This window comes from Kribbella sp. HUAS MG21 (assembly GCF_040254265.1).
Lineage (GTDB): Bacteria > Actinomycetota > Actinomycetes > Propionibacteriales > Kribbellaceae > Kribbella.
In genome coordinates, this window is sequence record NZ_CP158165.1 from 3,876,756 (window position 1) to 3,898,345 (window position 21,590).

The 21,590-nt window shown below is 69.9% G+C and carries 20 protein-coding genes and 1 tRNA gene; 8 read left to right on the plus strand and 13 right to left on the minus strand.

Annotated features, from left to right (window positions below; genetic code table 11):
- Positions 1 to 70: 70 nt before the first annotated feature.
- Positions 71 to 985 carry an NAD-dependent epimerase/dehydratase family protein gene (locus tag ABN611_RS19060; RefSeq protein ID WP_350281235.1) on the minus strand — a complete coding sequence of 305 codons (915 nt, stop codon included), beginning with the start codon at positions 983 to 985 and terminating at the stop codon, positions 71 to 73.
- Between the two features lie 106 nt (positions 986 to 1,091).
- Here ABN611_RS19060 and ABN611_RS19065 point away from each other — a divergent pair, with 106 nt between their 5' ends.
- Entirely contained in the window at positions 1,092 to 1,775 is a 684-nt protein-coding gene (locus ABN611_RS19065; RefSeq protein WP_350281236.1) for a WHG domain-containing protein, read from the plus strand.
- 42 nt (positions 1,776 to 1,817) lie between these two features.
- Here ABN611_RS19065 and ABN611_RS19070 read toward each other — a convergent pair whose 3' ends face one another.
- Positions 1,818 to 3,116 carry a S8 family serine peptidase gene (locus ABN611_RS19070; RefSeq protein ID WP_350281237.1) on the minus strand — a complete coding sequence of 433 codons (1,299 nt, stop codon included), beginning with the start codon at positions 3,114 to 3,116 and terminating at the stop codon, positions 1,818 to 1,820.
- A gap of 99 nt (positions 3,117 to 3,215) precedes the next feature.
- Positions 3,216 to 6,011 (minus strand): glycosyltransferase, encoded by a 2,796-nt coding sequence (locus ABN611_RS19075; protein WP_350281238.1) that lies wholly within the window; start codon positions 6,009 to 6,011, stop codon positions 3,216 to 3,218.
- A 213-nt stretch (positions 6,012 to 6,224) separates the two neighbouring features.
- Here ABN611_RS19075 and ABN611_RS19080 point away from each other — a divergent pair, with 213 nt between their 5' ends.
- Together ABN611_RS19080 and ABN611_RS19085 are read left to right on the plus strand one after the other, a co-directional pair.
- Positions 6,225 to 7,205, plus strand: a complete 981-nt coding sequence (locus ABN611_RS19080; protein WP_350281239.1) for a serine hydrolase domain-containing protein — start codon at positions 6,225 to 6,227, stop codon at positions 7,203 to 7,205.
- Between the two features lie 57 nt (positions 7,206 to 7,262).
- Positions 7,263 to 7,335, plus strand: a tRNA-Arg gene (locus ABN611_RS19085).
- Positions 7,336 to 7,340: 5 nt separating this feature from the next.
- Here ABN611_RS19085 and ABN611_RS19090 read toward each other — a convergent pair.
- The 5 genes from ABN611_RS19090 to ABN611_RS19110 form a co-directional block, all read right to left on the minus strand.
- Positions 7,341 to 8,630 carry a hypothetical protein gene (locus tag ABN611_RS19090; RefSeq protein ID WP_350281240.1) on the minus strand — a complete coding sequence of 430 codons (1,290 nt, stop codon included), beginning with the start codon at positions 8,628 to 8,630 and terminating at the stop codon, positions 7,341 to 7,343.
- 92 nt (positions 8,631 to 8,722) lie between these two features.
- Positions 8,723 to 9,343: an META domain-containing protein gene (locus tag ABN611_RS19095; protein WP_350281241.1), complete on the minus strand. Its 621-nt coding sequence runs from the start codon at positions 9,341 to 9,343 to the stop codon at positions 8,723 to 8,725.
- Between the two features lies 1 nt (position 9,344).
- Entirely contained in the window at positions 9,345 to 9,833 is a 489-nt protein-coding gene (locus ABN611_RS19100) for a SigE family RNA polymerase sigma factor (protein ID WP_350281242.1), read from the minus strand.
- 92 nt (positions 9,834 to 9,925) lie between these two features.
- Positions 9,926 to 11,239, minus strand: coding sequence for an alpha/beta hydrolase (locus ABN611_RS19105; RefSeq protein WP_350281243.1), 1,314 nt, complete (start codon positions 11,237 to 11,239; stop codon positions 9,926 to 9,928).
- A gap of 142 nt (positions 11,240 to 11,381) precedes the next feature.
- The gene (locus ABN611_RS19110; protein WP_350281244.1) at positions 11,382 to 11,996 is read right to left on the minus strand and encodes a hypothetical protein; all 615 of its coding nucleotides are present in this window, start codon (positions 11,994 to 11,996) and stop codon (positions 11,382 to 11,384) included.
- Positions 11,997 to 12,533: 537 nt separating this feature from the next.
- Here ABN611_RS19110 and ABN611_RS19115 point away from each other — a divergent pair.
- Positions 12,534 to 12,674, plus strand: a complete 141-nt coding sequence (locus ABN611_RS19115) for a hypothetical protein (protein WP_350281245.1) — start codon at positions 12,534 to 12,536, stop codon at positions 12,672 to 12,674.
- A 516-nt stretch (positions 12,675 to 13,190) separates the two neighbouring features.
- Positions 13,191 to 13,664 (plus strand): GNAT family N-acetyltransferase, encoded by a 474-nt coding sequence (locus ABN611_RS19120; RefSeq protein WP_350281246.1) that lies wholly within the window; start codon positions 13,191 to 13,193, stop codon positions 13,662 to 13,664.
- 29 nt (positions 13,665 to 13,693) lie between these two features.
- On the opposite strand, the gene mscL is transcribed toward ABN611_RS19120, so the two are convergent.
- From mscL to ABN611_RS19135, 3 genes are all read right to left on the minus strand, one after another.
- On the minus strand, positions 13,694 to 14,080 hold the full coding sequence (gene mscL / locus ABN611_RS19125; RefSeq protein ID WP_350281247.1) for a large conductance mechanosensitive channel protein MscL: 387 nt from the start codon (positions 14,078 to 14,080) through the stop codon (positions 13,694 to 13,696).
- A gap of 119 nt (positions 14,081 to 14,199) precedes the next feature.
- On the minus strand, positions 14,200 to 14,817 hold the full coding sequence (locus ABN611_RS19130; RefSeq protein WP_350281248.1) for an SAF domain-containing protein: 618 nt from the start codon (positions 14,815 to 14,817) through the stop codon (positions 14,200 to 14,202).
- A gap of 57 nt (positions 14,818 to 14,874) precedes the next feature.
- Positions 14,875 to 15,216, minus strand: coding sequence for an FmdB family zinc ribbon protein (locus tag ABN611_RS19135; protein ID WP_350281249.1), 342 nt, complete (start codon positions 15,214 to 15,216; stop codon positions 14,875 to 14,877).
- A gap of 187 nt (positions 15,217 to 15,403) precedes the next feature.
- Here ABN611_RS19135 and ABN611_RS19140 point away from each other — a divergent pair, with 187 nt between their 5' ends.
- Positions 15,404 to 17,944: a penicillin acylase family protein gene (locus tag ABN611_RS19140; RefSeq protein ID WP_350281250.1), complete on the plus strand. Its 2,541-nt coding sequence runs from the start codon at positions 15,404 to 15,406 to the stop codon at positions 17,942 to 17,944.
- A 4-nt stretch (positions 17,945 to 17,948) separates the two neighbouring features.
- Here ABN611_RS19140 and ABN611_RS19145 read toward each other — a convergent pair whose 3' ends face one another.
- Both ABN611_RS19145 and ABN611_RS19150 read right to left on the minus strand, forming a co-directional pair.
- Positions 17,949 to 19,028 (minus strand): serine hydrolase domain-containing protein, encoded by a 1,080-nt coding sequence (locus tag ABN611_RS19145; RefSeq protein WP_350281251.1) that lies wholly within the window; start codon positions 19,026 to 19,028, stop codon positions 17,949 to 17,951.
- Entirely contained in the window at positions 19,012 to 19,581 is a 570-nt protein-coding gene (locus tag ABN611_RS19150; RefSeq protein ID WP_350281252.1) for a 5-formyltetrahydrofolate cyclo-ligase, read from the minus strand. Before ABN611_RS19150 ends, ABN611_RS19145 begins: the two co-directional genes overlap by 17 nt.
- A gap of 65 nt (positions 19,582 to 19,646) precedes the next feature.
- Here ABN611_RS19150 and ABN611_RS19155 point away from each other — a divergent pair, with 65 nt between their 5' ends.
- Positions 19,647 to 21,035 (plus strand): UTP--glucose-1-phosphate uridylyltransferase, encoded by a 1,389-nt coding sequence (locus ABN611_RS19155; protein ID WP_350281253.1) that lies wholly within the window; start codon positions 19,647 to 19,649, stop codon positions 21,033 to 21,035.
- Positions 21,036 to 21,052: 17 nt separating this feature from the next.
- Positions 21,053 to 21,529, plus strand: coding sequence for a GNAT family N-acetyltransferase (locus ABN611_RS19160; RefSeq protein WP_350281254.1), 477 nt, complete (start codon positions 21,053 to 21,055; stop codon positions 21,527 to 21,529).
- Positions 21,530 to 21,590 lie beyond the last annotated feature (61 nt).

The following is a 21,590-nucleotide window of genomic DNA, read 5'->3' on the forward strand; positions in this document are numbered from 1 at the left end:
CCTAGGCCGAGCGGCCAACCGGCCGCTCCCGGTGGTGAGACTCGCGCGGGCGCCGCCGGGTTCGGGAGTCCTACCGGCGCAGCGCCTCGACCGTTTCGCGCAGCGCGTCCTCGACCGGCACCGGTTTGATGCCGAAGGCAACAGTCGCCGCCGACGAGTCGAGCACGAACGGCCGCCGCCACTGGTACTGCGTCTCGATCAGCTCGCGGGCCATCGGATTGAATACACCCGCCAGCCGCAGCGCGATCAGCGGCATCGTGCTGACCCGTGCAGGCGGTGCGCCGACCAGTTCGGCGGCGAGCGCGGCGAGGGCCCGGACCGACACCGGCTCCGCACTGGGAACGTGCCACGCGCGACCCCACGCGCTCTCGTCGTCCGCCACCGCGATCAGCGTGCGGGCGACATCGCCGACGTACGTCCAGCTGTGCGGCGCATCCAGATCGGCCGGCAGGGATCCGCGCTTGCCGGCGATCACCTTCGGCAGCACCATCGCGCTGAACGACGTGAACGCGCCCGCGCCCAGGTAGTCCGAACCCCGCACCTCAGTGGTCCGGATCCGCCCGGCCTGATGCGCCTCCAGCGCGTCGGTCCACAGCTTGGCCCGCACCTGGCCCTTGACCGAGTTGGGCCGCAGCGGTGTGTCCTCGGTCATCGGGCCGTCGACCGCGCCGTACCCGTAGAGGTTTCCGGTCGTCACGAGGACGGCGCCGCTCGCCTCGGCCGCGCGGATCAGCGCCGCGCCGATCGGCGGCCAGTCCGTGGTCCAGCGGTTGTACGGCGGTCCGGCGCACGAGTAGATCGCGGCCGCGCCGTCTACGTACCGCTCGAGAACGCCCGGCACGCTCACGTCGGCGGCCACCCGCTCGACGCCGTCGGGCCCGCTGCCGGACCGGGTGAGCACTCGGACCTCGTCACCTCGGGCGGCGAGCAGCCGGGCGGTGCTGGACCCGACCGGGCCTGCGCCGATGACGACCTGCAGAGACATCGCAAACCCCTCCTGAGAGAACACTGTTCTCGAATGAGTTCACTGTACTCAGCAGCTCCGGCGAAAGCAAGAACAGTGTTCTCGCACCTGTGCGAGACTTGGACCCATGTCCGCACCCTCGCTGCGCGCCCGGGTCCGGTCGGAGATGAGCCAGGAGATCAAGGCCGTCGCCCGCCGGCATCTCGCGACCGACGGCGCCAACCTGTCGCTGCGCGCGGTCGCTCGGGACCTGGACATCGTCGCGTCCGCCCTCTACCGGTACTTCCCGAGCCGCGACGCGCTCCTCACCGCGCTGATCGTCGACGCGTACGACGACCTCGCGGCCGCCGCGAGCGCCGCGGAGTCCGCCGTACCGCGGGACGACCTTCGCGGGCGCTGGCTCGCCGCCTGCCAGGGGGTGCGCGGCTGGGCCCTCGCGCACCCGGCCGAATACGGACTGATCTACGGCAGCCCGGTCCCTGGGTACGCCGCTCCGCAGGACACCGTCGAGCCCGCTACCAAGGTGATCCTGCTGCTGGCCGCGATCGTCGCCGACGCCGGCGACCGCCTGGACCCGCCACCCGCGCCGCTCCCCGCGCGCCTCGGCAGCGACCTGCACCGCCTCATCGCCGACCGGGACGGCGTCGCGACCGAGGAGCAGCTCGACCGCATCCTCGTCGCCTGGACCCATCTGTACGGCGTTCTGAGTTTCGAGGTCTTCGGGCGCCTCGACCTCATGATCGAGGCCCGCGCCGAGTACTTCGAGCACCACATGCACCTGATGGCGGACCTGGCAGGCCTCCCCGCGTAACAGTGGGGCGGAACGGTGTCCGCCCCACTGCGCTCCTCTTCGTCAGGAGGTGGCCGCCAAAGCGTTCACCATCCCGGCACCGAAGAAGGTGGTGCTCGACGGACCGCCGGTGCACTGGCGGACGTCGTCAGCCGGCCAGGTGGCCGGGCAGGCCTTCGGTGTCGCCGTACGGCGAAGCTCCGCGGCTACGGCACCTGGGCTCCAGTTGGGATGGAGTTCCCGGATCAGCGCCGCGACACCTGCCGCGTGCGGCGATGCCATGGACGTTCCGCTGATCCAGACCCAGCGGCCGCCGTTGGCGTCCTCGACCGCGCGGCCCGCGGCGGCCAGGGCCTCCCACTGACCGGTGGCGTCGGTGCTCGACCAGCCGGCGAGGATGCGGCCGAACGTCGTACCAGGAGTCTGGGCCGCGTCGCCGCCAGGCGCCGTCACGTCCACGGTCGGACCGCCGACGTTGGAGTAGCTGGCGAGCGTGTTGACACCGGACGCCGACACCGCGATCACACCGGGCAGCTCGGCCGGCGCGACCCGGCAGTTGTTGCGCACGACGCGCTCGACGGCCGCGTCCGGCGGCCAGTCCGGGCTGATGACGTCGGTCGTCGGGTGCCCGAGGTCGTCCGCCTCGTTACCGGCCGCGGCCACGATCACGACACCGCGCTGCTGCGCGTAGCGGGCGCTGCTCTGCAGGTCGTGCAGGATCGCCCGCTGGGCGGCGTCGTTGCCGCAGAAGTACAGCCACGGGTCGGCGAACAGGCTCAGGTTGACGACGTCGAGACGCTGGTCACCGGCGTACCGGAGAGCCGCGGCGACCGAGTCGGCGAAACAGAAGCCGACGATCGTGCAGGCCTTGATGCCCACGACGTTGGCGTCGGGCGCCACCCCGGCGATACCGCGGCCGTTGAGCGCGCCCGCGATCGTGGTGGCGACATGGGTGCCGTGACCTTGCAGGTCCTGGACGGCGGCCTTGTTGCTGCAGTCGCCGTTCGCGATCTCCTGCGGGTCGGCCGTCGGCGTCGTCGAGAAGATGAACGAGCACGACCGGCCGACGTCGAGGTTCCCGGCCAGGTCGGGATGGGTCAGGTCGACCCCACCGTCGATCACGCCCACGTCGACCCCGTCGCCGGTCGCGTTGGCGTACGACGCCGGGCCGACGCCGATCACGCGCATGTCCCACTGGCAGGCGGACAGTGGTTCCGGCCCGGCCGCGACCCCGAAGAACGCGGCACAATTGGCGGACGCCGTCGCCGGGCTCAGCGCACCCGGGGTCACCGCCGCCGCTGGAGTGAGCAACCCCAGCATCAGCGAGATCACAGCTCCCCCGAGCAGCACGAACTTCCTCATCCGATTCCCCTTCCCCCAGGGCGGCGCACACACAATGGACCCCACGCGCCACCCGACCGATTCCTCATGATCATTCGGCCCGGGGAACTGCGCAACGACTCAGCGCGACCTCTTTGCGGCGGCTTGTCTCGAGGCGCGCCAGTTCGTTTCCGGGAGTTCCGGCGGGCCGGGGAGCAGTTTGCGGACAGTGGTGGCGCCGGGGGAGTAGGCGGCGTCGGGCAGTTGCTGCCGCAGAACGTCGGCGTACACCGACCGGATGACCTCGGCCTGGGCGGCCCAGGAGAAGCGGTGCCGCAGGCCGGGGTCTGCGGCGATGCGCCCGGCGATCCGGTCGCGGTCGGCGAGCACGGTCCGGATCGCTCGTACGAGATCGTCGACGTCGCCCGCGGCGTAGACGGCGCCGAGGTCGAGCTCGGTGACCAGGTCGGCCTGCGCCGGGGTGTCGCTGGTGACGAGGGGCAGGCCGGCGGCGAGGTACTCGCAGAACTTGTTGGTCACCGCGATGTCGTGGTTGGGCGCGTGCAGCAGCGGGCTGAGGCCGATATCGGCGGAGCGCAGGTACAACGGCACGACCTCGGCGGACACGAACGGCGCGAGGTGGACGCGGTCGCTGACGCCGAGTTCGGCGGCGCGGGCCTGCAGTTCCGCGGTGACGGGGTTCGCCTGCGCGACGATCGCGAGGTGGACGTCGGGGAGCTGCGGCAGGGCCTCGACGACCGTTCCGACGCCGCGGGCACGGTTGACGCCACCGCCGTACACCACGAGCGGGACGTCCTGAGGCAGCTGCAGTACGTCGCGCAGCCCTTTGACGTCGGCGTCCTCGGGCGGTTCGACCGGTGCGTTGAGGACGACGGCGGGCAGCTCGGCCAGCTTGTGGTCGCGCCGCAGCCACTCGGCCAGCGGATCCGAGACCGTGATGACGCGGTCGGCGTCGCGGATGAACTCGCGCTCGAGGTCGCAGTACGCCGCCACTCGCCGCGGCGCGACCACCGGGACGCCCGGGATGTACTCGTGGGCGTCGTAGATGATCCTGACGGTGCGGCCGTCGAGTGCTGCGCGGTGTGCCGCTCGCGCGGCGATGCCTAGCATGAACACGTCGTGCACGTGGATGACCTCGACGGGCATGCGGTCGAGGAGCGGGCCGAGCGTCAGCTCCTGGTCGACGAGTTCGGGCATCACGCGTCGCCAGCGGCCGGACGGCAGGCGGCGATGCAGGGCGAGCAGGCGTTCGCGGCGCTTGCCGATGCCGAGGTCGGTGAGGTCGGGTTGCTTGCCGGGTTTGCGGACGTAGTACGCCCGGGCCTGGAGGACGGCGTGGTGCAGGCGGAGCAACCGCCAACGCGCCGCGCGTTGCAGTCGGCCGACAGCGGTCCGCCGTACGCCGAATCCCGCGCCGGTGCTGGTGCGTTCGCGGTCGCGGCGGTCGCGGCCGCGCTCGGCGCGGAGCTCGCGACTCGCGTACTGCCAGTGGCTGTAGGCCATCAGGTACTCGGCCTCGGTGCTGAAGAACAGCTTGAAGTTGACCTTCAGGCTGGCCTTCACGTTGGCCACCCGCTTGCGCCAGCCCGTGAGCAGCACCCGCGACGGAATCGGCGGGCACATCACCTGCACCTTGCCGAACTGCCGCACACCCCGCAGGCGGCGTCCCGGGATGCCGATACAGGTCACGTCGAGATCCCAGTTCGCCACTGTCTGCGCGTACTTGAGGACCCGCGCGTCGCTGACGATGTCGTTGCCGGCCATCATCACGACCTTCGGCCGGATCCAGGCCGGCTTCCAGTCCACCGGTACCGGCTTCGGGTCCTCCACGAACGACGCCAGCGCCTCGGCCGACCACCGCCCGTCGTGCACCTTCTCGACGAACCCCGGCCCGCGCGCCGCGACCTCGCGGGCCTGCGCCGGCTGCGCAATGAGGTCGAGCACGACCTGCTCGACGGTGTCCGGCGTCGCCTCCACGATCGGCAGGTCCAGCCCGGTGTCAGCGGCCACTCGGTCGCGGACGTGCTGGGCGATTTGCCCCACCACGACCCGGCCCGCAGCCATCGCCTCGCACGCGGCGACCCCGTAACTGCCGACCCGGAACTGGTCGAGCACGATGTCGGCGTCCCGGTACACGGCCGGCATCTCCGCCGGGTCGACGCCCTCGACGCGCCGGTACGTGATCAGACCCTGCCCGGCCAGCCGTTCCATGATCGGATCGATCAGCTCGGAGCCCTTCATCGCCGACTTGCTGGGCGCGTGCGCCACCACCGGCTTCGGGTGTTCGAGCACCGGGGCGTCGCTGCGCCAGGTGTTCACGTCGACGATCACCGGGCACCAGACGGCGTTCGGCACGTAGTCGAAGAGGTCGGGCGTGGAGACGTACACCGGACCGGGGTACGACGTGAACAGTTCAGCGGCCCGGGTGGCGTTGCGTTCGAGCAGCTCGACGTGCTCGTCGTCGATGTCCGGGAACGGCGACCAGGGCTCGCTCTCGACATGCCTGCTGGGAACGCGGACGTCGGAGCCGTGCGCGATCAGGCCTACCTGCAACCCCTTGGCCAGCAGTCGCGGGATCTCGTACGACCCGTCCGGCCCGTGCAGCGGCCCGAAGAGGGGACGGCCCGCCTCCATCAGCACATGCGTGTAGTTGCCCACGACATGGTTGTAGAAGTTCATCCGCCACCGGGGATTGCGCCGGTACGCGCGCGCCGGGACCCCGTAGTCGACCGGATAGTCGAGCACACCCCGGAAGAACGCGAACGAGGTCGCCTTCGCCTCCGGCGCCCGGCCCTCGAGCGCCCGCGCCCACCGGCTGCCCTGGCCCGCAAAGTTGGCGGGCCCAACGAGCACCCGAACCGCCGCATCCAACCGCGCCGGCATCCCACTCCCGGCCGCCGCACTCCCAGTCGCCACCGCACTCCCCGCCCGTGCGCCCCGCCGCCCGCCCGCTTCCCGCTTCACCTGTCGCCCCCAGGTCGCCCGGCCCGCTCCCACCTGCGGGAGACAGAGCTCACCCCTACGCACCCCTTGATGCCCGGATCACCCCAAGAGTTCTCGAACCCCCATCCGAGAACCGGATTGCGCACTATACCGGATTGTGGAGCCCGGCTCGGCTACCCTGCGGCCATGGGGCTGGGGGATGTCGAGAAGGTTGCCGCGGACACGGGCTTCTCAGGTGTGATCTGGGTCGACCGGGACGGTGAGATCGAGTTCGCGAAGGCGTACGGGCTGGCCAACCGCACCTACCGCGTGCCCAACACGGTGGACACGCGGTTCGGAATCGCCAGTGGCAGCAAGGGCTTCACCGCTCTGGCGGTGCTGTCGCTGGTGCGTGACGGCGTACTGAAGCTGGAGACCACCGCGCGGTCCCTGCTCGGCAAGGACCTCCCGCTGATCGCGGACGACGTCACCGTCGAGCATCTGCTCACGCACACCTCCGGCATCGGCGACTACCTGGACGAAGAGGTCGAGTCGGACATCACGGAGTACGTCGTCGGCGCGGTGCACGAGTTGACGACCACCGAGGCGTTCCTGCCCTTGCTGGACGGCCACCCGACCAAGTTCCGGGCTGGGGAGCGGTTCAGCTACTGCAACGGCGGCTTCGTGGTGCTCGCCCTGCTGGCCGAGCGGGCGAGTGGTGCCGGGTACCACGAACTCGTCCGGGAACGCGTGCTCCGCCCGGCCGGGATGACCAGAACGGATTTCCTCCGGTCGGACGAGTTGCCGGCCGACGCCGCGGTTGGTTACCTGCCGCTGGACGGCGTCGACCGCTCCAATATCTTCCACCTGCCGGTGCTGGCCACCGGGGACGGCGGCATCCACACCACCGCCGCGGACATCTCCGCGTTCTGGCGAGCGTTCTTCGCCGGCGAGATCGTCGACTCCGTTGCCGAGATCGTCCGGCCGCGGCGCGACGTACCCGAGGAGTCCATGCGCTACGGCCTCGGCTTCTGGCTGCACGAGACCACCGACACGGTGATCCTGGTCGGCTACGACGCCGGCGCATCGTTCAAGTCCACCCACGACCCGCGCACCGGCATCACCCGCACCGTGCTGTCCAACACCTCGCCCGGCGCCTGGCCGATCGCCCGCGCGCTGGCACGCTGATCGCCCGGCAGTGGCGCGCGGACGAAGCCCGCTGGTGCGATAGGCTCCGGGTGGTCGGCCCCCGTAGCTCAGGGGATAGAGCAGTGGTTTCCTAAACCATGTGCCGCAGGTTCGAATCCTGCCGGGGGCACCCCATCAGCCAGTGACGGCGGTGACGCCGAGATGGCCGGCGATGGACTTGTAGCGTTCGGCGTAGAGGGTGGTGCAGCGCGAGGCTGCGCAGCCCGCGCCCGCGAAGGCCATACCCCGGATCGTGGCGGAGCTGGTGCCGCGGCGGGTGTAGACCGGGCCGCCGGAGTCGCCGCCGATGATCGCGATCAGGCCGCCGCGGGTGGCGCGGATGACGTACGTCGTGCAGCCGTCCGTGTCGCAGTACCTCGCTGACGTCGAGCGGACCGTGAGGTTGCAGACCGACGTACTGAAGCTGCCGGACTGGCAGACGGAGGTGCCGACGCCGGGGTCGCCGGCGCCGGTCACGGTGCGGGTGTTGGCGCTGTCGCCGGGGCCGTCGGTCCAGATCTTCGCGCCGTACGAGCTGCCGGTCAGCAAGGCCTGGTCGTATTCCGGGTAGTTCGTGCGGACCGTCGTGGTGCCGTAGTAGTTGGGGCCGGACTTCCACACCGTGCGGGGCGCGCCGCAGTGGCCGGCGGTGACGGAGCCGCGCTGACCGTTGGAGCGCCGTACGACGGAGAAGCCGGCGGAGCAGTTCTTCAACGCAGAGGTGATCCGCGCGCCGCCCCAATGACCGCCCTTCGGGGTGTCGCTCAGCCGCGACGTGCGAGCGAGCGAACCCGCGACGAGTTGTACGCCGGACAGTTCGCGAAGCCCGGCCAGCGACGCGGGAGACGTGGTCGCGGCGTCGTACTCGACAACGACGTTCTCGCTCGCCGGGTCCAGGTCGGCGGCGTACGTCGTCCGGGAGGCGTCGCTGGACCATGAGCGGGTGCTGACCGCGTTCCAGGCGTCGGCGATCGACTGGGCCGAGCGGCAGCTGCGCTCGACCCGGACCATGCCCTTGCCGGCGGGCGGCAGGTTGCGGGCCATCGCGGCCTGGTACTTCTCGGTGTCCAGCTTCGCGGAGTCGACGACGACCTTGAAGCCGGTCGTGGCCGAGCCGACCACGCCGATGACGCCCTGGCTCAGTCCGTACGGCAGCCCGGACGTCGGACGGCCGGCGGCGTCCAACGGTTCGAGCGACCGGACCGCGGCGGAGATGCCGTCGCCCAGCGATTCGCCCAACGGGCGCGCGTCGGACGTGGACGTCGGCTGCGCCAGCCGCGTCGCCTCGGTCGAACTCGCGCTGGGCTGCGCGTGGGAGCATGCCGCGGCGCCCACCACCGCACCCGAGGACGGGGCGGTGACGACGACCGCGAAGAGTGAGACTGAACCGAGCGTGACCAGCGGGACGGTGACGGAGAGTCGCACAAGGCTCCCAAGATCGGTGGACAAACCCCTAGAAGGGTCGGTCACCGGCTCCGTTCCGTCAAGAGGTGATCACCGTCCGCGAACAGAATCGACTACCGTGAGCGAGCGTACTTCGCGATCTCCCGCCCGTCAGCGTCGAAGAGCTGGAGCGTGTCATGGGTCATCGCGATCCGCTTCGCGGCGCGCAGTACGCCGGTGTGCGGCACGTTCTCGCAGCCGATCAGCGTCTGCGCCCCGGGCGTCGCGGTGAACGCTCCGCGCGCGCCGATGGTGTACGTCCCCTGCAGACCGTTGCAGCCGTCCGAGCCGGTCCAGGTCCCGTCCGGCTTGAACACCAGCACCGGGTCGTCGGGCCGAGCGACCTTCAGCGACTTGACGCCCATCATCTGCACCGGCATCCAGGTCCCGGCCACGGTCCGCGCCGACAGCGGCTGGCTCACCGGCTCGGTCTGTGGCGATCCGGACTGCGGTGGGCCGGCGACCGGCACCTGGGACGGCTTCGTCGGTGTGTTCGACGAGCCGGCGAGGCCGAAACCGGTGACCGCGACCGCGGCGACCGCGACAGCGGCCGCGCCGGAGACGATCCAGGTCCGGCGCTGGGCGCGCCGGACTCCCTCCGTCGCGCGGTCGGTCAGGTCCGCGGCCTGCGGCACCGTGGCCGCGGCGCGTTCGAACGTGCCCCGCAGGTCGTCTTCGAGATCGGTGTTGCTCACGTCAGCCTCTCATCGTCACGTTGGACTCTCTGGCTTTCCGCAGCGCGGCGAGCGCCCGGCTCGCGGTCGCACGCACGGAGGACGGCTTGATGCCGAGCACGTCGGCGATCGTCTGGTCGTCCAGGTCCTGGTAGTAGCGCAGCACCAGGACGACCCGCTCCCGGGCGGACAGCGTCGACAGCGCCCGCCACAGGTCGTCGGAGTTCGCGATGTCCGTCGCGTGGTCCGGCACGGTCCGCCGTACGTCGAGGTCGGCTGTCGGCGCCTCGCTGAACGAGCGCCGGCGCGTCATCGACAGGTACTCGTTCACGAGGATCCGCCGGACGTAGTGGTGCGGGTCGTCGGCGGCCCGGACCTTCCGCCACTTCCGGAACGCCTGCATCAGCGCGATCTGCGCCAGGTCCTCCGCGCGCTGGTAGTCGCCGGAGACGGTGAACCCGAGCCGCACCAGTTCCTGTCCGCGCGCGGACACGTACTCCTCGAACTCCACTCGCGACTCCCTGGCTGGGCGTACAACTCCTCACACCTATTAGACGCATCGAGTCGCCCACGTGCTGCAACCGTTCGCGCACAGTTCGATCTCTACTCCAGCAGGAACTTCCGTACCGCTTCCCGGCCGCGGGGATCGCGCTGCACGCTGTGGCCGCTGCCCGGTACGACGACCAACTGGGCGGCCTTGGCGTGCGCCTTCTCCCACTTCGCCCAGTCGAGCGGACAGAACAGGTCGTTGCTCCCGTGCAGGATCAGGGTCCGCGGCTGCAGCTCCTGCGCGGCCGGGTACGTCGACACGCGGGCCGCCGGCCAGCGCAGGCAGCCCTGGATCATCAGCTGGTTGCGCGCGGTCGCGACGTCGTACGGGTACAGCCGCTTCGGGTCGAGGCGTCGTACCGCATCGTCGAGGGCCTGCTGGCGGTCGGGCTTGCCGGACCAGGGGTAGCGGAGGTCCGAGCAGAGCGTGGCCAGGTGTAGCCCTGCGGAGAGCGTGTTGTACGGCAGGTCCTTGCTGGTGGTCCGCTGGAGCATCTGCTTGAGGCCGGTGTCGTCGCCGTTGCGTGCGGAGCGCAGTACGGCTGGGATCCCTTTGAGAGAGGGGTTGACCGAGTTGAGGCTCGCCACGGACAGCGTCTCCATCAGGTCGGTGCCGCTGACGCCGTGCTGGATCAGCCACGCCAGGTCTGCCACCGGGTCCGTCGTACAAGCAGGGTCCTGTTTGCAGGCGGCTTTGAGTACGCCTCCGGTGGCCGTCATCAGGTCCACGCCCAGCGGGTCGAAGCCCTTGTGCGGTACGACGGAGTCCAGCACGAGCGCCCGCACGCGGTCCGGGTACTTGAGGCCGTACTGCGCGGCCGTGAAGCTGCCGTACGACGTGCCGTCGAGCGTCAGCCTGTCTACGTCGAGAGACTGCCGCAGCTGCTCGATGTCGTCGACGGTGTCGGGTGTGCCGTAGTACCCGAGGTCTGAACCGAGCTGCTGGGCGCACTGGTCCACTGCGTCGGGCGGCGGGGTGAGGAAGTCCGAACCGCCCACGGTCCCTTGCAGCGCGCGGCAATTGATGCCGTTCGGTCCGGTGCCGCGCTGGCTGAACATGACGAGGCGGTACTCGCGCAGTACGTCAGAGTGGATGTTGCGGCGGACGCTGGTCAGGAGCGGTACGCCGGGTTGACCGGGGCCGCCGGTGAGGACGAGGAGGACACCGCGGGGTGCGTCGGTGTTGTCCGCCGCGGCGACGGCCAGGTTGAGCGACGGTCCGTCCGGGCGTTGCCGGTCGAGGGGGACGTGCAGCGTCGTACAGGTGAATCCTGGTGTGCAGGGCTGGGATTCGGCGGACTTGCTGCTCGAGCAGGCGCTGGCCAAGCAGACGAGAAGCAGCGCGCACAGCAGCCGGATCGTTCGCATGTGCCCCCTCCCTCACCGAGAGGGTGCGGCACGGCGACCGACGCCGCAACCTGCCTCGCGGGTCGACCCGGGAGGGGACCCGCAAGGCAGGCGCGGGTTGACCCCACTGCGGACGGCTTCGGGGTGCGCGTCCGTCGTGAGGTCAGCGCAGGCCGAGCGACTTCGTCAGCTCGGCAGTCACCTGGCGAGGCGCCGGCAGTACGCCGGGCTTGCCCTGACCTTCCAGCGAGGTCGCCACCAGCCGGTGGCAGCCGAACGCCTCGGCGGCGAACGACAGCACGCCGCGGTCGTTGTCGGTGAACCGCAGGACGTAGGTGGGCCCGAGTTCCTTGGTGCAGACAGCAGGCTTCTTCGCGACGGGTTTCGCCGCGTTGACCAGCGCGAACAGGTCGGTCGCCTGCTTGCCGGTGCGCTTCGTGGTGACAGTCGCGTAGTCCTGGTCGGTCGCCTTGGCGTCGTACTGGCAGATCGTCACGCTGACCGGCGTGAATGTCGAGGTGGCGGCGCCCTGCCCCCAGACCGCCTTGTCGGCCGCGGTCCGCACGGCAGCGATGGTCTCGGGACAGTCCGTACTCGGCGTCCCACTCGGGCTGCTCGGGCTGGGGCTGCCCGGACTGCTCGGGGTGTTGCTCGGGCTCTGCGTGGGCTGGGCGGCGGGCGGGGACGAGGCGCCCTCGGTGCCGCAGGCGGCGGCGATCCCGAGTACAGCCCCGACGAGCGTCGCACCGATCAGGCCCCGTGTCCGTAATGCACTCACGACTCGGTCCTTCCGGGTTGGCAAGGTCAACATCATGGAGGACCGGAGTCTCACCAGCCGTGCCGAAACATCACGGCCCCACGTCTATCCCGTCACTTCCCCCGATCGATCCCCAACCGAACCACACCTGTAACCTCCACGCACTGGCCACCCGCCCCCCGGCATCCCCGGCTGTCCGGGTGGACGGTTCGGGAGACTTGCGGGCCGGTGGTGGGTGGGTTGGGGTCTTCAGGGTTTGTGTCGTGGGCCGGGAGCGGGCGGGGGTGGATGCCGCGGCGCGGCGGGAGTGAGAGGTTGGGATCGGTGGGTCTGATGGCTGCTCGCGGGGAACGAGCCTGAGCCGTTCCGGGTGTACGGGCTGTCCTCGAAGCCAGGTGAGGTGGCCTATCTGCAGACCGACGCGGCCGATCTGTCAGCGGCTGGACAAGGGCTCTCGGACCACAGCCATCCCGAGCCACCGACGAGTACCCGCGCACCTCCACCACTCGACTCCATGACGACCCCGGGCGACCGGGCGTGACTCGGTAATCTGGACGTATGACGAGCCCGTACGAAGACGACGAGCCGCTCCTGCCGGAGCAGACCCGTGACGACGACCCACGCTCCTGGGGCGACAACGACTTCGGCAGCGACGACGACGAGCGCATCCTGAACGAGGTTCCCCCGCACCACGGATGACCCACCGGTGCGCCGATCCGCCGTGGGAGCGGTTGCCGGGTGAACATCGCGCGAAACCTCTGGGTCCGGCAAGGATCGTTGGGGCCTCCAATGGGTGACGCGGCCGGTCCGCCCTGGTGGACAACCTGCCGTGGCGCGGGCAACCTGCCGTGGCGCGGGCAACCTGCCGTGGCGCGGGCAACCTGCCGTGGCGCGGGCAACCTGCGGTGGCGCGGCGAGCTGCTGACGGGTGGGATTTCTACCGGCCCGCCGGTCTCGGGACTGACGCCGTCGGCGGGAATTCTGGTGGCGGTGGTGGCGTCGGTGCCGGAGAATTCGTCGCATCAGTGGAAGACGGTCGAACGCGTCGCCGCGGTCGATCCGGGGGATCAGCCGGCCGGGTGCCCGAACCGCCGGCACCTGCCTTCGCTACGACGAGCGGCCCGCCGTACCTGGATCAACTGGTGCGAACGATCGTGGGGTTCGGCGGCTGAGGGGATGAGTGTGGAGCTTCGGGGGTTTGAGGATGGGTATGGGGTGCAGGTTGCGGGGTGGGCGCTGGACGAGAAGGAGGTGGCGCTGCTCTCGGGGCGGGTGATTTATCCGTTTCCGGAGGAGTTGCGGGGGAGCTGGCGGACGGTTGAGGCGGATATTCAGTCGTACTTGTTGTTCGACGGGGATCGGGCGGTCGGGTACGGCGAGGTGTGGCTGGACGACGAGGAGGACGAGGTCGAGCTCGCTCGGATCATCGTGGACCCGGAAGTCCGTGGGCGGGGTGTCGGTGGTGAGCTGGTGCGGGCGTTGCTCGGGCCGGCGTTGGACGCCGGGTACTCGGAGGTGTTCCTGCGGGTGCGGCCGGAGAACGTGCCGGCGATCCGCGCCTACCATCGCAGCGGTTTCGTCGACGTCCCCGCGGCGTTGATGGAGGAGTGGAACGACGGCCAGCCGGTCCCGTACCGGTGGATGCGGTACGCCGGTGAGCAGGTGGGCGTCGGCGAGCTCAGGGGCTGAGGTTTAGCGCCCACCTGTCGAGGGTCGTACTACCGGCGGGCGCGCAGCAGGTCGCGGATCTCGGTGAGCAGCTCCTGGTCGGTGGTCAGCGGGTCGGGCTCCGGCTCCTGGCCGCGCTTGCGCCGCTCGGCCAGCTTGTTCAGCGGCAGCACGATGAAGAAGTACACGGCCGCGGCGACGAAGAGGAAGCTCAGCGCCGCGTCCAGCACCAGACCGAGCGAGAACTTCGCGTCGTTGACGGTGAAGTTGCCGACGCCGGTCAGGTCCGCCTTGCCGAAGATCGCCGCGATCAGCGGGTTGATCAGCCCGTCGACGAGCGCGGTGACGATCTTGGTGAACGCGGCGCCGATGACGACTGCGACCGCGAGGTCGACGACGTTCCCGCGCATGATGAATTCTTTGAAGCCCTTGAGCATGTGGGTGTTCCTCCACGAAGCGGGTGGTTGTACCCGGACAAGGTAGGGCGGCAGGCTCGCGAGGGCGAGAGACCGCGCCGCGCGGCAACGCATCGTCCCGCGACAACTTCGCAGCGTGATCAGCCCGTGTCGGGCGCTAACGCCACGGTGATGCGCGAATTCGTACTGGCCTGGGCCAATCGGCCCGCAACCTCCGGCGTAGCCGCGACCACGATCAGCGCGCCTGTCGTGCCGGATCGGGGCTCGGGTAGAGCGAGCACGGGCACCGCGCGAGCGAGCAGTCGCGCGGCGTCGGCTGTAGTACTGCTGGCGGCGTACAAGCTGAGATGGTCGCCGACGCGGAGCAAGGTCGTGACGTCGGCGTCGTCGACGCGGACCGGATAGGCCAGCGCGCCCGTCGGCACGGCGGGTGGGGCGAGGAATCTCGCGTCGGTGAGTGGCTCGCCGGCTCTGACCGGGCCGCTGAGCACTCGCGTGGTCAGCTCGCTGCCAGGTCTGAGCGCACCATCGGGAACGGAGCCCGGTGGCAACTCGACGGTCCGCAAGTCGGCGCGCGCGGGCGCGGCGCCGCCACTCAGGTCGCGCGCCGCGGCCAGCACGGTGACGGTCGGCGGCGGCGCGGGGGAGAGGGCGAGGAGTCCGAAGTACACGGCGGCCGCGGCCGCGACACCGGCGAGGAGCCGCCGGTGCCAGCGGGCGGCACGGAACAGATCACGAAGGAGGGAAGGGATTTTCATGCCGGAGAAGGTACGAGTTTCGCCGGCACCCGCCTCTCAGTTGTCCACAGGGCGCGGTCAGGCCGCGCTGCTCCCCGAGGACGAGGAGCTGCCGGACGACGACGTACCGGAAGACCCACTGGACGACGACCCTGACGACCCCGACGACGAAGCAGAGGACGACGAAGACGAAGAAGAGGACGACGAGGCGTCGGCCTTCGCCGGCACCGAGCTCTTGCCCGACGTCCGGCTGTCGGTCCGGTAGAACCCGGAGCCCTTGAACACGACGCCCACGGCGTTGAAGACCTTGCGCAGGTTCCCCTGGCAGTTCGGGCACACGGTCAGCGCGTCGTCCGTGAAGCTCTGGCGCACCTCGAGCGCTTCGCCACAGTCGGTGCACTGGTACTGGTACGTCGGCACGGTCGGTTCCCTTCAGGCCGCTGGCACTCCTACTACCCGACTGCTAATAATGCGCCAGCGGACCGGAGTATTCCAAACCCGGCCCCGCTTACCTCAACTCTCTGTCCCTGTCCAGCCGACGCAGAGCAACGCAAAGTTGTGAGGGACCCCATTTGGGGAGGGCGGGGTGATTCTCTACGGTTGGTCCGTGCGTCGCCTGCTTCGAGTCGTCATCATCAGCGGAATCGCCCTCGCCACGGTCCTCCTGGTGATCGCCGGTACCGTCGTCTACGTCGTCCGCCACTCGTTCCCGACGTACGACGGAACGATCGAGCTGAACGGTCTGGACGCCGACGTCAACGTGGTCCGGGATGCGAACGGCATCCCGCAGATCTACGCCGACACCCCGGCCGACCTCTTCGCGGCGCAGGGCTACGTACACGCCCAGGACCGGTTCTTCGAGATGGACTTCCGCCGGCACGTCACGGCCGGCCGGTTGAGTGAGCTGTTCGGCAAGAGCGCGCTCGAGACCGACAAGTTCGTCCGGACGCTCGGCTGGCGCCGGGTCGCCGAGAAGGAACTGCCGCTGCTCAGCCCGACGACCAGGCAGTACCTCGACGACTACGCGCGCGGCGTCAACGCATACCTGTCCAAGCACAGCGGCTCCGGCCTCAGCCTCGAGTACGGCGTACTGTCCCTGCAGCCCGGCGGCCCGAAGAACTACCGGCCGGAGCCGTGGACGGCGGCCGACTCGCTGGCCTGGCTGAAGGCGATGGCGTGGGACCTCGGCGGCAACCTGGATGAGGAAGTCACCCGGACCAAGCTGCTGGCGACGTACACGGCACGCAACATCGAGAGCCTCTACCCGCAGTACCCGTACGACCGGAACCAGCCGATCATGTCGGCGGCCTCGATCGGCCGGGACGGCAAGTTCAGCACCGCCCCGGTGAGCCCCGAGCTGCGCCGCGGGATGCTCACACAAGACCTGCTGAAGTCGCTCGACTCGGTGCAGAAGGTGGCCAAGGGCCTGCCGCAGCTGCTCGGCCAGGGCGACGGCGTCGGCTCGAACTCCTGGGTCGTCTCCGGCGACCACACCACCACCGGCAAGCCGCTGCTGGCCAACGACCCGCACCTGGGTGCGACCATGCCGGGCATCTGGACGCAGGTCGGCCTGCACTGCAACAACGTCGGCAAGGCCTGCCCGTTCGACGTCTCCGGTTTCAGCTTCTCCGGGCTGCCCGGTGTGGTGATCGGCCACAACAACGCAATCTCCTGGGGCTTCACCAACCTCGACCCGGACGTCCAGGACCTGTACCTGGAGCGCATCGAGGGCAACAACGTCCTCTACAACAACAAGTGGCGCGCGATGACCACGCGCGAGGAGACGTTCAAGGTGGCCGGCCAGGACGAGCCGGTGAAGATCACCGTCCGCGAGACCCGGCACGGACCGCTGATCTCCGACGTCGGCGAGGACGAACGCAAGGTCGGCGAGCTGGCGGCCACGCAGGCGAAGTACCGGCAGGCGTACGGCGTCGCGCTGCAATGGACGGCGCTGAACCCGGGCCGCACCGCCGACGCGCTGTTCGCGATCAACACCGCCCAGAACTGGACCCAGTTCCGGGCTGCCGCGCAGCAGTTCCAGGTGCCCTCGCAGAACCTGGTGTACGCCGACACGGACGGCCACATCGGCTACCAGGCGCCGGGCCTGGTGCCGATCCGCGCCACCGGCCGCGGTGACTGGCCGGTGCCGGGCTGGGACCCGAAGTACGCCTGGAAGGGCTACATCCCGTTCGACGCGTTGCCGACCGAGCTGGACCCGCCGAGCGGCATCATCGTCACCGCCAACCAGGCAGTGGTGCCGAACACGTACTCCTATTACCTGACCAACTCCTGGGACTACGGCTACCGGTCGCAGCAGATCCTCGACCGGATCAAGGCCGCCGGGAAGCTGGACGCGAACGCGATGGCGTCGATCCAGCTGGACACCAGGAACAAGGCCGCCGAGAAGCTGGTGCCGTACCTGCTCCAGATCAGCATCGACGACGCGTTCGAGAAGCAGGGCCAGGACACCCTGCGGAACTGGGACTTCACCCAGCCGCCGGACTCCGCGGCGGCGGCGTACTTCAACGTGGTCTGGCGCAACCTGCTGGCGCTGACGTTCCACGACCAGCTCCCGCAGGACACCTGGCCGGACGGCGGCTCCCGCTGGTTCGAGGTGATCCACACGCTGCTCGGTCAGCCGAACAGCGGCTGGTGGGACGACATCCGGACGCCGCAGCGCGAGAGCCGCGACGACATCCTCCGTGAGGCTCTGGTCGACGCGCGGACCGAGATCACCCAGAAGATGGCCCGCGAGCCGTCGAACTGGCAGTGGGGCCGGCTGCACAAGCTGACGCTGACCAACCAGACCCTGGGTACGTCGGGGATCGGCGTGATCGAGCGGATCTTCAACCGCGGCCCGTACGAGCTGGGCGGCGGTACGTCGATCGTCAACGCGACGGCCTGGGACGCTTCCGAGGGGTACGCCGTGACTGCGACGCCGTCGATGCGGATGGTCGTCGACCTGTCGGACTTCGACAACTCCCGGTGGATCAACCTGACCGGTGTCTCCGGCCACGCCTTCGCGTCGAACTACACCGACCAGACGGAGCTCTGGGTCAAAGGCGAGACCCTCCAGTGGGCCTACACGAAGGGCGCCGTCGAGGCGACCAGGAAGCACGCCCTGACGTTCACGAAGCCGGGGAGCTGACAGGTCACCAGGTACGTGCGGCGGCGAACAGCTCCTCGGGCCAGGTCCAGATCGCGCGCTGGGTCATCAGGATCGAGATGGTCCCGTCAGCCGGAGCCGTCGACCACAGGGTGCCCAGACCACCCGCCCAGCCGTACCGCCCGCCGCCCACGGACACCCCGTAGCCCCACCCGGTGTCCGGCCCTAAGAAGTCGACAGCTGCCGCCCGCTGCTCCGGCGTGAGCTGATCGGTCGTCATCTCGGCGACAGCGGCCGGAGACAGCACCCCCGCGCCGCCGGCGAGCAGCATCCGCGTGAACGCGTGGAAGTCGTCCACAGTCGAGATGAGACCACCACTCGCGTCCGGGAACGAAGGCGGCGTCAGCCACTGACTCTCCGAGGCGGTGTCCAGCGGGTCCTCACCGACGTACGCCGTGGTGAGCCGCGCCGGATCCGCTGCGGTGAAGCCGGTGTCGCGCATCCCCAACGGCTCGAAGATCCGCTCCCGCAGGAACTCCTCCAGCGGCTGGCCGGTCACCCGAGCGATGAGCACCCCCAGCACATGCGAGCCCGTCGAGTACAGCCAGCGCTCACCAGGCTGGTACTGCAGCGGCAGCGTCCCGAGGCGCCGCATCCACTCGTCCGGCTCCAGCGGAGTCCGTGGCACAGGCGGCCCGAAGGTCCGGAGCTCCAGCTCCTCCTCACGCTGCCGCAGCGCAGCGTTGTCCGACTCGCCGAGCCCGAGCCGGAACGTGAGCAGGTCCCGCACCGTGATCGGCCGCTCCGCAGGCACCGTGTCGTCCAGGGGCCCGTCCGGCGCCCGCAGTACGACGGGCTGCGCCAGCTCCGGCAGTACGTCGGCAACCGGGGCGTCCATGGACAGCCGCAGCTCGTCGACCAGGACCATGGCCGCCGCCGCGACGATCGGCTTAGTGAACGAGGCGACCCGGAACAGGCTGTCCCGCCGCAGCTCCGGACCGTCGTACGACGCCCGCCCGAGTACCTCGACCCGCGTCTCGTCGCCCCGGCTGACCAGACTGATCAGGCCGGGCACTACACCGCTGTCGACGAAGTTCTGGAGCATCAGCTCAGCGGCCCCTGTCATCCGCAGAGCTTCGCAGCTGGGTCAAACGACTCGGGGTGAGCGCCGCGTCGACCGGTTGGTCGTGCCGGTCGTACGGCAGCGTGTCCACGATCTCCGCGTCGTACACGGCGGCCCACACCGGCGTACCGGGGCGGACACGTGCCAGCGCCCGGTCGTACGAGCCGCCGCCTCGCCCCAGCCGTACGCCGTCCCGGGCGACCGCTACGGCGGGGCAGATGACCAGGTCGGCGGTGGCGATCGCGTCGGAGCCCAGGTCGGTCGGCGGCTCCGACAGGCCGAGCCGCCCGGGCACCAGGTCGGCCGCACCCGGCGCGACGCCCCAGCCCAGGTCGTTGTCGGCGTACAGGATCGGCAGCAGCACCTCACGGTTGGTAGCGAGCAGCCAGTCGATCAGCGCGCCCGTCTGCGGCTCAGGCCCCATGGACACGTAGAGAGCGATCCGGTACACGTCCGGCAGCACCTGTCGCGCACTCGCCAGCAGCCCCTCGGCGTGCGGCCGTAGCGCCCGCTCCTCGAGGAAGTACTGCCGCGCCGCGGCCTTCGTCTGGAACACGTTCTGATCGTATGAGCGTGACGCGGGCAACACTGGGATCACCGGCCGTCCCCTAGGGTTGGTCCATGGGTGAGGTGGGTCTCAGACAGGCGCAGGAGAAGATGCGCGCGGCCGGCGCAGCCGAGGTCGCGATACGGGTCTTCACGCACTACTACCGGTTGCTGGAGTCCGGGCAGCAGGGGAAGATCCGCGAGGAGGACATCGAACCGGTCGGCGAGCTGCCGCACCTGGACCACCTGGACACCGATCCGGACGCGCTCCGTTCCGCGCTGGCCGAGACGGTGGTGATCAAGCTCAACGGCGGCCTGGGTACGTCGATGGGCGTCACCGGGCCGAAGTCGGCGCTGCCGGTCAAGGACGGGCTGAGCTTCCTCGACATCATCGCCCGGCAGATCCTGAGCACCCGGCGCAAGTACGACGTACCGCTGCCGCTGGTGCTGATGAACTCGTTCCGCACCAAGACCGAGTCGCTGCAGATCCTCGACGAGTACGACGGACTGCGGGTGGACGGCCTGCCGCTCGACTTCCAGCAGAACATGGAGCCGAAGCTGCTGGCCGACGACCTGACGCCGGCCGAGTGGGAGCCCGACCCGGAGCTTGCCTGGTGCCCGCCCGGGCACGGGGACCTGTTCACCGCACTGGTTGCCTCCGGCACCCTCGACGCGCTGCGGGAACACGGTTTCCGGCACGCGTTCATCTCCAACGCGGACAACCTCGGCGCCACGCCGGACCCGCGGATCGCGGCCTGGATGGCCGAGCACGACGTGCCGTTCGGGATGGAGGTGTGCCGGCGGACCCGGTCGGACCGCAAGGGCGGCCACGTCGCGGTCCGGAAGTCCGACGGGCGGCTGATCCTGCGGGACAGCGCCCAGGTGGCCGACGAGGACACGCAGTACTTCCAGGACATCACCCGGCACCGGACGTTCAACACCAACAACCTGTGGATCGACCTGGACCGGCTCGCCGACCTGATGGCCGGGCACGACGGGATCCTCGGGCTGCCGATCATCGTGAACCGCAAGACCGTCGACCCGGCCGACCCGTCGTCGCCGAAGGTGATCCAGCTGGAGACCGGGATGGGCACCGCGATCGAGACCTTCGACGGCTCCCAGGCCGTGGTCGTCGACCGGAGCCGGTTCAAGCCGGTGAAGACCACCAACGACCTGCTGGTGCTGCGCTCGGACGTGTACGAGCTGGACGAGGCGGGCGACCTGACCACCACGCACGAGGGCGACGAGCCGTACGTCGACCTGGACTCCGAGTACTTCAAGATCCTCGCCGACTTCGAGGCCAGGTTCCCGGCCGGGCCGCCGTCGCTGGTCCGCGCCGACCGGCTTGAGGTGCGCGGTGACGTTGCTTTCGGCAAGGATGTGGTGGTGGTCGGGGACGTCGAGGTGACGGCGCCGGCCGGTGAGCGCCGGGTGATCCCGGACGGGACCGAACTGCGCGGCTGAACACTTCGGGGGGACAAGTGCTGGACGACCTGCTGATCAGGCCGCTGGAGCCGTACGACACGGACGAGGCGGCCGCGGTCTGGTGGCAGTCGCGGCATGCCGACGGCGCCCAGTTGCCGCCGGCGATCCATACCGCGGAGCAGGTGGCCGCCTGGTTCGCCGACGTCCTGCTGCCGGACGGGCAGACCTGGGTGGCGCTCGACGACGGCCGGATCGTCGCGGTCCTCACCCTCGACGGCGACGACCTCGACCAGTTGTACGTCGTACCGGACGCGGCCGGACACGGCATCGGCTCGACGCTCGTCGACCTCGCGAAGGATCTGCGGCCGGGAGGCCTGGCGTTGTGGACCTTCCAGAGCAACACGCGCGCGCAGGCCTTCTACCGGCGGCACGGGTTCGCGGAAGTACGCCGTACTGACGGCTCGGGCAACGAGGAACACGCGCCCGACGTCCGGATGGTCTGGGGCAACCATCCCGAATCGGAACCGGTCTAGAACCCGACCGGACTTCTTGGCGCAACCTCGCGGAACCGAGGCCGGAAACCGCCGATCCGTG